We start from the raw sequence: 11,707 nt of genomic DNA, 5'->3' as shown, positions 1-11,707 counted from the left end.
GCAATTGCGCACGGGAGCCGGGACCCATACGCCGCGGCCCATCCATGACATGCTGGGGCCTGCGGCCTTCGCGACAACAACGCCCTGTGGTTATTGGTCCCGGCGTTCGCCGGGACGACGGTTGGGGATCTTCTTGAACTTGACGCTCTTGCCGTCCGCCTGGCGCGTCGCGATATAGCCGCCGTCGAGGCAGGCTTCGCGCTGCGGCATCTTCTCCTGCGGGCTGCGCAGCGTGTCCCACCACGACGCACGGTGCGCGGCGCGCGGCAGCGCCGCATCGATGATCGCCTCGATCTCGTCGAAGGTCAGCACGAATTCGGGAAGGTGCTGCTTCTTCAGATAGTCCCGCAGCGCGTCGTAGTCGTTCACGTCAGCCCTCGAATGCGCAGAACCGGCAATCCCGGCAACCACCCGTTAACTCATTCGGAGATCGCTGTCGCCACTTAAGGCGTCAACAATGTTTGGCGTGCATGACGGGCGCTTCGGAGCGGTCCATGGCATTTCGACGGGTACGAGACGTAAGGCGGCACTGGCGGCTGTCGGCAAAACTGCTGATTGCCTCGTCGGTTGCTACCGTCATCGGCTTCTCCGCGATCTGCGCCAGCGTGATGCTCGACATGCGCCGCGGCGAGGAAGAACTGGCCCGCCAGACGCTGGAGAATCTCGCCTCGGGCATCGATGCCGACATCAGTCGCAACATCGAGCTCAACGACCTGTCGCTGCGCGCCGTCGTCAGCAACCTGGTCATGCCGGAGATCAGCCGCGTCAGCAAGGAGCTCCGCCACCTGATCCTGTTCGATCATGCCGCGACCGCCAAGCATTTCGGCGTGATCCAGGTGTTCGATGGCGAGGGCAATCTGACCATCGACGCTGCGAGCCTCGATCCGAGGCCGGAGAACCGTAGTGACGAGGAATATTTCACGGTTCACCGCGACCATCCCGATGCCGGGCTGTTCATCAGCCGCCCGATGTTGCATCGCGGGGCCTATTCCATCGTGCTGAGCCGCCGCATCACCGGCGACAACGGCCGCTTCCTCGGCGTCGTCGTCGGCGCGATCCGCTTCAGCTATTTCCACGAGCTGTTCGAGCGGCTGAACCTCGCCCCCGGCGACACCATCACCGTGCTGCGCCGCGACCGCACCATCATCATGCGGACGCCGTTCGACCTCGACGTCATCGGCAGACGCCTCGCGGAGCAGACGAACTGGAAGGCGGAGAATCTGAAGGAGGGCACGTCGTTTGCCGGCAAGGGACCGGTCGACGCGACGCCCCGGCTCTATGTCAGGCGGATCGGCACCAGCCCGCTCTATGTCGTGGTCGGAAAGCCGCTGGAGAGCATCTTCAACCTCTGGCGCACCGAGGCGATACGGATCGGCGCCATCATGGCCGCCCTGGTTGCGTTCGTGGTCGGCACCGCATTGTTCCTCGCCCGCGAGATCGGCCGTCGCGCCGACGCCGAGGACAGGCTCGAGGAGCTGGCGACGACCGACGCCCTCACCGGCCTGAAGAACCGCCGCAAGTTCGACGCCGAGATCGAGCTGGAATGGCGCCGTGCAACGCGACAGGGCCTCCCGATCGCGCTGTTGATGATCGATGCCGATCACTTCAAGGCCTACAACGACACAAACGGGCATCAGGCCGGCGACCAGGTGCTGGTCGGGATCGCGATCTGCATCTCGGATTCGGTGCGCCGCGCCGGCGATTGCCCCGCCCGTTTCGGCGGCGAGGAATTTGCCGTGCTGCTCCCCGGGACCAACGCGGTCGACGCGCTCAATGTCGCCGAGTCGATCCGCCTCAAGGTGCAGCAATGGTCCGAGGGCGAGACCATCACGACGGTGAGCGTCGGCGTCGCCAGCATGAAGCCCAGCGCGGGCCAGCAATGGTCCGACCTCGTCGAAGCCGCCGACCGGGCGCTCTACGCCGCCAAGGCCAACGGCCGCAACCAGTCGGTGGTCGCCAGCATGCCGAAATTCTCGCTGGTGGCCTAGACCGCGGATTGCGCGCGATGACAGGCCCCGAGGCAGCCAGCAGCATCGGCGTTAACCATCATGGGCTATAGCGGTGGGCGGCCGGCCGGCGTAGGCTGATACTCGTGGGCGCGTATTCATCAACGGCAGCGAGGTGTCGCCATGCCATTGTTGGAATTGCCACACTGGCTGATCATTGCCGGAGCCCTTCTTGTGGTGGTTGGGCTCGTTGGGCTGGCCTTCGGCCCAAGGAAGGACGCTGATGCTGAGCTCGAACCCGAGCTGCTTCCCGGCGACCTCGAGGCCTGGAAGGCCGAGCAGCACCGATCACCGGAGGAGCACCACAGAAGTGCAGCCTGACCGGCTTGTGCCCGGTCGGACGCGTGGTGCGTAGGGCGGATTCGCCGAAGGCGTAATCCGCCATTTCCTGTTCAGCCGGTGGCGGATTACGCTTACGCTAATCCGCCCTACAGAGTCGCGCTCACCGATTCACGTCTCCAGATACTTCTTCATCTCGGCGCGCAGGCCATCGCGCAGATCGTCGCGCTTGAGGCCGTAGGCGATGTTGGCGCGAAGGAAGCCGGCTTTCGAGCCGCAATCGTGGCGCTCGCCCTCGAACTCGACGCCATAGAATTTCTGCGTCTTCGCAAGCCCGATCATCGCGTCGGTGAGCTGGATCTCGCCGCCGGCGCCGCGCTCCTGGGTCTCCAGGATCTTGAAGATCTCGGGCTGCAGGATGTAGCGGCCGGTGATGGAAAGGTTGGAGGGCGCGGTGCCCTTCGGCGGCTTCTCCACCATGCCGTCGGCCTCGAAGATCTTGCCGGTGCGTTTTCCCACGCCGACGATGCCGTATTGGTGGGTGAGATGGTCGGGCACCGCCTCGACCGCGATCAGATTGGACTTGTCCCCGAGCTTGGCCGCCGCCTCGATCATCTGCTTGAGGCAGCCCGGCGTGTTCAGCACCAGTTCGTCAGGCAGCACCACCGCGAACGGTTCGTTGCCGACGATGTCGCGCGCGCACCACACCGCGTGCCCGAGGCCGAGCGGGGCCTGCTGGCGGGTGAAGCTCATCGCGCCGGCGTCCGGCTGGTTCGCGGCGAGGATTTCCTGCTCGGCCTTCTTGCCGCGCGCGGCGAGTGTGGTGTCGAGCTCGAACATGCGGTCGAAGTGATCCTCGATCACGCCCTTGTTGCGCCCGGTGACGAACACGAAATGTTCGATGCCGGCTTCCTTCGCCTCGTCGACCACGTACTGGATCAACGGCTTGTCGACGATGGTCAGCATCTCCTTCGGCATCGCCTTGGTGGCGGGCAGCACGCGGGTGCCGAGACCGGCGACGGGAAAAACGGCTTTGCGGATTTTCATGGGATTATCGGAAGCCTTGAAACGAGTGGGACGGCACGAAAGTAATCGCACCTTGGTAACCGGTTTGCAGCCGGTAACAAAGGCGGATGTGTGGTGCGGATGACCTCCACCGCCTTGAGCCTGCCAAATAGAGGCGACATCAAAATCTCGCCTTTGTTAAGTTATTGGAAACCGTGACAGGGCCTTCTGAAACGTCACGTTTTAAAGGCAGGCGCACCCCATGCGGTCGACGGGAACATCGAGGACCAACCTGAACTGCGCGGTTGTGATCGCGCTGGCGCTCGTGGTGCCCGGCGCGATCCTTGCCGTGCCCGGCGCGGCCCTTGCCCAATCGCCGGGCAGCAACGGGCTTTCGAACCTGTTTGGCAACATCTTTTCCGGACCGAAAGCCGCAAGCCCCGCGCAAACCGCGCCCGGACCGGACGGCGCGCCGCCGCCCTGGAGCGGCGAGGACGGCGCATCGGGCCATCCCCTGATGACGGCGGATGCGATCCGCCAGTCGGCAGCCAATTTTCAAAATTGTGTCGCATCGATGTGGCCAGATGCCGCACGGCGCAACATCAGCCAGCAGAATTTCGAACGCTTCACCGCGGGGCTCGAGCCAGACCTGCGGATCATGGACCTCTTGGATTCTCAGCCCGAATTCACCAAGGCGATCTGGGACTATCTCGACATCCTCGTGAACGATAACCGGCTCGCCAAGGGGCGGGAGATCCTCGCCAAGTACAAGGCGCAGTTCGATGCGACCGAGAAGGCCTACGGCGTCGATCGCTACATCATCGCGTCGATCTGGGGCATCGAGTCGAATTACTCGACGCAGATGGGCGACCGCAGCGTGGTGCAGTCGACCGCAACGCTGGCCTGCATCGGCCGCCGCCAGGCCTATTTCAAGGACGAATTCCTCTCCGCGCTGGAGATCCTCAATCGCGGCGACCTGCGCCCCGAACAGATGCGCGGCTCCTGGGCCGGCGCATTCGGCCCGACCCAGTTCATGCCGACCGCGTTCAAGCGCTTCGCGGTCGATGGCGATGGCGACGGCCGCCGCGACGTCGTCGACAATCCGACCGACCTGATCGCGTCCACCGCCAACAACCTGAAGAAGGACGGCTGGCAGAGCGGGGCAAGCTGGGGCTATGAGGTCGTGGTGCCGCAGGGCTTCAACTACATGCTGGCCGACCGCGCCAAGGCGATGCCGCTGTCGCAGTGGGAGCATCTCGGCCTGAAGCGCGCCAACAACCAGCCGTTCCCGCACCCCGCCGAGAAGGCCTATCTGCTGGCGCCGGCCGGCGCGTCCGGCCCTGGTTTCCTGATGCTGCAAAATTTCCGGGTGATCATGAAATACAACCCTGCCGAGGCCTATGCGCTCGCCATCGGCCATTTCGCCGACCGGCTGCGCGGCGGGCCGCCCTTCGTGCAGCCCTGGCCGCGCCAGGAGCGGGTGCTGTCGCGAGCCGAGCGGCTGGAACTGCAACAGCTGCTCGCCCAGCGCGGTTACTACCGCGGCACGCCCGACGGCCAGCTCGGCGGCCAGACCCGCGAGGCGCTGCGCGGCTTCCAGGCCTCGATCGGGGCCCCGGCCGACGGATTTGCCTCGGCTGAGGTCCTCGAGCGGCTGCGGGGCCGGTAGGGCGCGGGTTGTTCAAGGCTCGCCCTGTCCACGATCTCGCTCCACCTCTCCCGCTTGCGGGGGAGGTCGGATTGCATCGAAGATGCAATCCGGGTGGGGGCTCTCCACTAGGTGACTCGCGGCGACACCCCCACCCCAGCCCTCCCCCGCAAGCGGGAGAGGGGGCGCAGTTCCGCCGCGGCGACATCAGGCCTCATCAACTCTCAAAAGTAACTGTGAAATCCGATATTTGGCCGGCGTCTTGACGGCAGGCAGCCGGAACCATTTATGATGGAAAACCTGCCCGCTTGCGGCCCGATTCCGCTATTATGTCTGGCACTTCCAGACCATTGCGACCGAACTCAATGCCGAAGCCGAAATCCTTCTTGCGCGTGTTCACCGAAGCCGGCCCGCTGGTCACGCTTCTGGTTGCGGTCGCGCTGCTGCTTGGTGTCGCCGCGCCCGCCTCCGCGCAGTTCTTCAACTTCCCGAGCTTTGGCGGACCACCGCAGCGCCCGGCGCCGCAGCGCGGTGGCGGTGGCGGCTGGTTCGGGTCCGACTTCTTCTCGCCGTTCCAGCAGCCGCAACAGCAACAACAGGCACCGCGCCAGGATTTCTCCCGCGCGCCGCCGCCGGCCAAGCGCGAGACGGTGCCGGAGCGCAACGTGCTGGTGCTAGGCGATGCGATGGCCGACTGGCTCGCCTACGGCCTCGAGGACGCCTATTCCGAACAGCCCGACATGGGCGTGATCCGCAAGCACAAGACGGTGTCCGGCCTGATCAAGTATCAGCCCAAGGGCGAGCCGGCGGATTGGGCCGCCGCCGCAAGGGGCATTCTCGCGACCGAGAAGGCCGACGCGATCGTCGTCATGCTCGGCCTCAACGACCGCACCGCGATCCGCGAGCCGGTCGTCGACAAGTCGAACGACAAGAAGGGCGACAAGGACAAGAAGGACGCCCGCGCCAAGCCGGACGCCAAGCCCGGCGAGGCCAAGCCGGACGCTGCGGCCAAGGCTGACGACAAGCCAGTCGACACCGAGCTGTCGCCCGACGACGCTGAGAACGACACGGCGCAGCACACAGCACCGGAAAAGACCGCGCGCACGCCGAACGGCCTCTATGAATTCCGCGACGACCGCTGGGTCGAGCTCTACAGCAAGAAGATCGAGGAGATGATCAACGTGCTGAAGAGCAAGGGCGTGCCGGTGCTGTGGGTCGGCCTGCCCGCGATCCGCGGCCAGAAGGGCACGGCCGACATGCTGTTCCTCGACGCGCTGTATCGTGACGCCGCCGGCAAGGCCGGCATCACCTATGTCGACGTCTGGGACGGTTTCGTCGACGAGGCCGGCCGCTTCATGCAGAAGGGCCCTGACTTCGAAGGCCAGATCCGCCAGCTGCGCAGCTATGACGGCGTGTTCTTCACCAAGCCAGGCGCGCGCAAGCTCGCGCATTATGTCGAGCGTGAGGTGACGCGCCTGCTCGCGGCACGCTCCGGTCCGATCGCGCTGCCGAGCGAGCCGGCGACGCCCGAGGTCAGTGCCGAGCCCGGCAAGCCGGCGCCGCGTCCGCTCGCCGGACCGATCCTGCCGCTGGTCGCCTCCTCGGTCGGCACCGATCAACTGCTCGGCGGCCCCGGCTCCCGGCCGGCCGCCGTCGATGCGCTCGCCGCGCGCACGCTGGTGAAGGGTGAAGCCCTGGCGGCGCCCGCCGGCCGCGCCGACGACTTCGCCTGGCCGCGGCGCGAGATCGGCCGCGAGCAGGCCAGGGGCGATACGCCGGTTGCCGCGACCACCCCGACGACGCCGGCCTCGCCCGGCAGCGCGAATCCGCCACCGACGACCACGGCGATCGCGCCCGACGGCAGCATCATCACGACGCCGCAGAAGCCGGCGCAGAAGAAGCTGTTCCGGCCGGCCCAGACCCAGCCCGCGACGCCGTCGCTGCGCGATTTCTTCGGCTTCGGCTCGCCGCCGCAGCGGCCGCTGGTGACCCCGCCGCCGCGGGCGCCGGGAGGCCCACCGCGCCCGCCGGCCAATGTCGGCCGCTCCGCCGCCGTGCAGTGAGTGCCACACGAAGTGGCGTAATCGTAGCAAGCGTAGGGCGGATTAGCGCAGCGTAATCCGCCGATACCGCCCCGCGTGACAGCAAGGCGGGTTACGCGGAGCCTGTCATCGGGCCGCGCGTTCGCGCGGACCCGCTGGCTAACTCGCCCACAGCTACAGGATCAGCCCGCCGTCGACCACGATGGTCTGGCCGACGATATAGGACGACAGCGGCGAGGCCAGGAACAGCGCGGCGCCGGCCATGTCGGCGGGTGTGCCGAGACGCTTGAGCGGAATGCGCTCGAGCGCGCCTTCGAGACGTTTGGGATTTGCCGTCGTCACCTTGGTCATCTTGGTGTCGACGAGGCCCGGCGCGATGCCGTTGACCCGGATACCGTCCTCGGCCCAGGCCTCGCCGAGCGTGCGCGTCAAACCGACCGCGCCGGTCTTGGAGGCGTTGTAAGCGGGATTGCCCATCGTGGAGTGATAGGCCGCGGTCGAGCTCACGATGATCAGCGAGCCCTTGGCCGCGCTCAGCATCGCGTGGAATTTGGTGGCGCAGGCCATCAAGCTCATCAGGTTGACCTCCATCACCTTGCGGAAGCCCTCCATCGCGAATTCCCCGCGGCGGTAAATCACCGCACCTTGCGCAAGCACCAGCACGTCAAGCCTGTCGAAGGACGGCTTGAACGCCTCGATCGCCTGCGGATTGGCGACATCGAGCTGCGCATAGGCGAGGCCTTCGAGATACGAACCGTCCTCAGTGGAATAATCGCTCGCGCTCGCGCGGGTGCCGCAGACGCTCACGCGCGCTCCCCTGGCGCGGAACGCCTGCGCAATGCCGTTGCCGATCCCGCTGGAACCGCCAACCACCAATACCTGCTTGCCGCTGAAATCGAGCTCGTTCATCGCGCGTTCCTCTCTCGTCTGCGCTTCCTTTTACGCATGATCCTTTTCGAAAAACCAATGCCGGACTTGCGTTAATGCGCTGCCATGCCGCCCGGATCAATTCATCGGTTTGACCTGTCTTCCGATCGGTGCCAGCTTTGCCGGCCTTGCAGCGCGCCACGCATCCTTCCACGAGTACCATCATGTCCGAATTCAAGCAGCTCAGCCGCTCGGTGAAGGGTCTCACCGTTCTCGTCACCGGCGCCGCCAGCGGCATGGGCCGCGCCACCGCGCGCGTGTTCGCCGACGAAGGCGCCAATGTCGCGGTGACCGACCTGACCGCCGACGGCACACAAGCGGTGGCGAACGAGATCACCGCCGCGGGCGGCTCTGCAAGGGCATGGGTGCTCGATGTCGCCGATCGCGACGCGATCACGACAGTCGTCAACGACGTTGCCGCGCAGTTCGGCGGGCTCGACATCATCGTCAACAACGCCGGCATTTCGGTGCGCGTTCCGATCGACGACGAAACCTATGACGACGCCTGGACCAGGGGCATCGCCGTGATGCTCACCTCGCATCAGCGCATCATCCGCGCCGCCCTGCCTTATCTGCGCAGGTCGAAGTCACCGCGCATCGTCAACATCGCCTCCACCGAGGCGCTCGGCGCGACCGCGCTGCACAGTCCCTATTCGGCGGCGAAAGCCGGCGTCACCGGGCTCACGCGCTCGCTCGCGGTGGAGCTGGGCCGCGACGGCATCACCGTGAACTGCATCTGCCCGGGCCCGATCCGCACCGCGATCACCGATCGTATCTCCGAAGAGCACAAGACGATCTATGCCAAGCGCCGCACGGCGCTCGGCCGCTACGGCGATCCGGAAGAGGTCGCGCATATGACGCTGAGCCTGTGCCTGCCCGCCGCATCCTTCCTGACCGGCGCGGTCATTCCGGTGGACGGCGGGTTGATGGCGCGGAATGCCTGATCCGCGTTGGCGCCGCAAGCGTTGACAGGCTTCCGTCGCGGAGTAGCCTTTTGGTCAAACGAAGCGGGAGAAACCGCCCGCGCGCCACGGGAGAGATACGCCATGACGGTCCTGATCCGGCAGCTCCACAAGCATTTCGCCGGCGAAGTGTCCGGCGTCGATCTGCGCAGGCCGCTGACGAAGCAGGAGGCGATCGACATCGAGGCCGGCATGGACAAATACGCCGTGCTGATCTTCCACGGCCAGGACATCACCGACGAGCAGCAGTTGGCGTTCGCGCTGAATTTCGGCGAGCGGGAAAAGTCGCGCGGCGGCACGGTGACCAAGAAGGAAGACTACCGCCTCGGCTCCGGGCTGAACGATGTCTCAAATCTCGGCAAGGACGGCAAGCCGCTGCCGAAGGACCACCGCACCCATCTGTTCAACCTCGGCAACTGCCTGTGGCACTCCGACAGCTCGTTCCGTCCGATCCCGGCAAAATTCTCGCTGCTGTCGGCGCGCGTGGTGAACCCGAAGGGCGGCAACACCGAATTCGCCGACATGCGCGCGGCCTATGACGCGCTCGACGACGAGACCAGGGCCGAAATCGAGGACATGATCTGCGAGCACTCGCTGATGTATTCGCGTGGATCACTCGGCTTCCTCGACTACACCGACGAGGAGAAGCAGATGTTCAAGCCGGTGCTGCAGCGCCTGGTGCGGACACATCCGGTGCACGGCCGCAAGTCGCTGTATCTGTCGTCGCATGCCGGCGCGATCAGGGGCATGAGCGTGCCGGAGGCACGGCTGTTGCTGCGCGACCTCACCGAGCACGCAACGCAACCGGAATTCGTCTACGTCCACAAATGGACCGTGCATGACCTCGTGATGTGGGACAACCGCCAGACCATGCATCGCGTGCGCCGCTACGACCAGTCGCAACCCCGTGACATGCGCCGCGCGACCGTGGCTGGCACCGCACCGACGGTCGCGCAGGAGGCGGCGGAGTAATTCTCGTCGTCGTCCCGGCGAAGGCCGGGACCCATAACCACGACTGCACGTGGCCGCACGAGGTGGTGGCCCCAGCGCGGTATAACAACAATGACCTGTGGCTATGGGTCACGGCCTTCGCCGGGACGACACTGGGGATGTGGCAACGGCTACGCGTGCCCCGCGTCGTTCGACAGCATGCCTGCCTCGATCCCGATCTTGCGCAGCGCGCGGTCGTACTTCTCGTCGACGTCATCGCCGAAGATCAGGTCGGGATCGGCGTCGCAATGCAGCCAGCCATTGTGCTGGATCTCGTTCTCGAGCTGGCCGGGCGCCCAGCCGGCATAGCCGAGCGCGAGGATCGCGTGCTTGGGACCGGCGCCCTTGGCGATCGCCTTGAGGATGTCGACGGTTGCGGTCAACGAGATGTCCTCGTCGATGTTGAGCGTCGCATCCTGGATGTAGAAATCGCTCGAATGCAGCACGAAGCCGCGGCCGGTATCGACCGGGCCGCCCTTCATCACTTTCATCATCTCGGCATTCTCAGGCAGCTTGATCTGGTCTGCCTTCTCGATGATGTCGAGCTGCACGAGGAGCCCGGGGAAATCGATGCTGCCGGCCGGACGGTTGACGATGATGCCCATCGCGCCTTCCGACGAATGGGCGCACATGTAGATCACGGAGCGCTCGAAACGCGGATCGCTCATGACCGGCATTGCGATCAGCAACTGGCCGTCGAGATAGCCTTCGTCGGACACATTGTGGCCGAGGCCGGCGCCCTGGCCGCCGATAGTCCTGCGTGTCTTACCTTCTTTGCCTTCCGCACTCATCGGCAAAGACCTTTCCTGCTGGTTTGGCATCCTGATATTGGGTTGCGGTTCTGTCAATCAAGCTTCGCGCCTATCGCCGCGTTGCATCACAAGCAATTCAATGGTTTGCAACGAAAGTTGCAGGTAAAGACGTGTCATGATCGTCATGGTTCCAATGCGGGCGTTTTTTGGCGCTGCCGCAATCGTCTTCGTCGCATGTATGGCGGCAGAGGTTCGTGCCGACGACGCCTCGCCCTGGCAGAAGGACGCGCATTCCGCGATCAGGCTGCTCGCAGGCTCGCGCAGCGGCACCGTGCTGCTCGGCGGCATCGCCATCCAGCTGCAGGACGGATGGAAGACCTATTGGCGGACGCCCGGCGATTCCGGGGTACCTCCGCGGTTCGATTTCTCCAAGTCGGAAAATGTCGAAGCGGTGACCGTGATGTGGCCGGCGCCGCGACAATTTGACGACGGCGCCGGCGGCACATCGCTCGGCTACAAGCACCAGGTGGTGCTGCCGCTGCGTATCGTCGCGAAGAATCCCGACAAGCCGCTGACGCTGCGCGCCGACATCAGCTATGCAGTGTGCGAGAAGCTCTGCATTCCGGTGGAGGCGAAGGCCGAGCTCGCCTTCGCGAGCGTCGCAAGCACCGAGGACGGCGCGTTGTCGGAGGCGCTGAATGCAGTGCCCAAGCCCGCCAATATCGGCGACCCCAACCCGCTCACCGTCCGCGACGTGAAGCGCGAGGGGAAGACCGGCGTGGTGGTCGACGTCACGGCACCGGAGGCGAAGGAGGTCAGCCTGTTCGTCGAGGGACCGACGCCGGATTGGGCGCTGCCGGTGCCGAAGCTGGTCGGGCAATCGCCGGGCGTGAAGCGTTTCGCGTTCGAGCTCGAGGGGCTGCCCCCCGGCGCCAGCCCTGATGGCGCCGCGCTGAAGCTGACGCTGGTCGGCGGCGACAAGAGCTACGAGTTCAATGTCAATCTGAACTGACCGGCCGTCGTCCCGCCCTGGGCCGGGACGACACGGCAGCCACCCAACCTAATCTTAACGTTTCGTTGATAGGTCAGGCGGTTG

Annotated in this window: 11 protein-coding genes; 7 read left to right on the top strand and 4 right to left on the bottom strand. The window is 65.5% G+C overall.

Translation table 11 applies throughout. The features are described 5' to 3' along the window. Nucleotides 1–90: 90 nt before the first annotated feature. A complete protein-coding gene (locus tag ACFFWD_RS45170; RefSeq protein WP_376975948.1) occupies nucleotides 91–369 on the bottom strand; it encodes a hypothetical protein in 279 nt (92 codons plus the stop codon). 125 nt (nucleotides 370–494) lie between these two features. Here ACFFWD_RS45170 and ACFFWD_RS45165 point away from each other — a divergent pair, with 125 nt between their 5' ends. After that, nucleotides 495–1,988: a sensor domain-containing diguanylate cyclase gene (locus ACFFWD_RS45165; RefSeq protein ID WP_376975947.1), complete on the top strand. Its 1,494-nt coding sequence runs from the start codon at nucleotides 495–497 to the stop codon at nucleotides 1,986–1,988. 141 nt (nucleotides 1,989–2,129) lie between these two features. After that, nucleotides 2,130–2,327, top strand: a complete 198-nt coding sequence (locus ACFFWD_RS45160) for a hypothetical protein (RefSeq protein WP_376975945.1) — start codon at nucleotides 2,130–2,132, stop codon at nucleotides 2,325–2,327. Between the two features lie 129 nt (nucleotides 2,328–2,456). Here ACFFWD_RS45160 and galU read toward each other — a convergent pair whose 3' ends face one another. Next, nucleotides 2,457–3,332 (bottom strand): UTP--glucose-1-phosphate uridylyltransferase GalU, encoded by an 876-nt coding sequence (gene galU, locus ACFFWD_RS45155; RefSeq protein WP_376975944.1) that lies wholly within the window; start codon nucleotides 3,330–3,332, stop codon nucleotides 2,457–2,459. 220 nt (nucleotides 3,333–3,552) lie between these two features. Here galU and ACFFWD_RS45150 point away from each other — a divergent pair, with 220 nt between their 5' ends. Together ACFFWD_RS45150 and ACFFWD_RS45145 are read left to right on the top strand one after the other, a co-directional pair. Then, entirely contained in the window at nucleotides 3,553–4,959 is a 1,407-nt protein-coding gene (locus ACFFWD_RS45150; protein WP_376975943.1) for a lytic murein transglycosylase, read from the top strand. 344 nt (nucleotides 4,960–5,303) lie between these two features. Then, on the top strand, nucleotides 5,304–7,001 hold the full coding sequence (locus ACFFWD_RS45145) for an SGNH/GDSL hydrolase family protein (RefSeq protein ID WP_376975942.1): 1,698 nt from the start codon (nucleotides 5,304–5,306) through the stop codon (nucleotides 6,999–7,001). 153 nt (nucleotides 7,002–7,154) lie between these two features. On the opposite strand, the gene ACFFWD_RS45140 is transcribed toward ACFFWD_RS45145, so the two are convergent. After that, nucleotides 7,155–7,889 (bottom strand): SDR family NAD(P)-dependent oxidoreductase, encoded by a 735-nt coding sequence (locus ACFFWD_RS45140; protein WP_376975941.1) that lies wholly within the window; start codon nucleotides 7,887–7,889, stop codon nucleotides 7,155–7,157. Nucleotides 7,890–8,071: 182 nt separating this feature from the next. On the opposite strand from ACFFWD_RS45140, the gene ACFFWD_RS45135 reads away from it, so the two are divergent. Then, nucleotides 8,072–8,851 (top strand): SDR family NAD(P)-dependent oxidoreductase, encoded by a 780-nt coding sequence (locus tag ACFFWD_RS45135; RefSeq protein WP_376975940.1) that lies wholly within the window; start codon nucleotides 8,072–8,074, stop codon nucleotides 8,849–8,851. A 102-nt stretch (nucleotides 8,852–8,953) separates the two neighbouring features. Next, nucleotides 8,954–9,841 (top strand): TauD/TfdA dioxygenase family protein, encoded by an 888-nt coding sequence (locus ACFFWD_RS45130; RefSeq protein ID WP_376975939.1) that lies wholly within the window; start codon nucleotides 8,954–8,956, stop codon nucleotides 9,839–9,841. A gap of 149 nt (nucleotides 9,842–9,990) precedes the next feature. Here ACFFWD_RS45130 and ACFFWD_RS45125 read toward each other — a convergent pair whose 3' ends face one another. Then, entirely contained in the window at nucleotides 9,991–10,650 is a 660-nt protein-coding gene (locus ACFFWD_RS45125; RefSeq protein ID WP_376975938.1) for a YqgE/AlgH family protein, read from the bottom strand. Nucleotides 10,651–10,786: 136 nt separating this feature from the next. Between ACFFWD_RS45125 and ACFFWD_RS45120 the strand changes: the two genes are divergently transcribed. After that, the gene (locus ACFFWD_RS45120) at nucleotides 10,787–11,623 is read left to right on the top strand and encodes a protein-disulfide reductase DsbD domain-containing protein (protein WP_376975937.1); all 837 of its coding nucleotides are present in this window, start codon (nucleotides 10,787–10,789) and stop codon (nucleotides 11,621–11,623) included. Nucleotides 11,624–11,707 lie beyond the last annotated feature (84 nt).

Source organism: Bradyrhizobium erythrophlei (assembly GCF_042430365.1).
Taxonomy (GTDB): domain Bacteria; phylum Pseudomonadota; class Alphaproteobacteria; order Rhizobiales; family Xanthobacteraceae; genus Bradyrhizobium; species Bradyrhizobium erythrophlei.
This window is presented reverse-complemented; position numbering and strand designations above follow the sequence as displayed.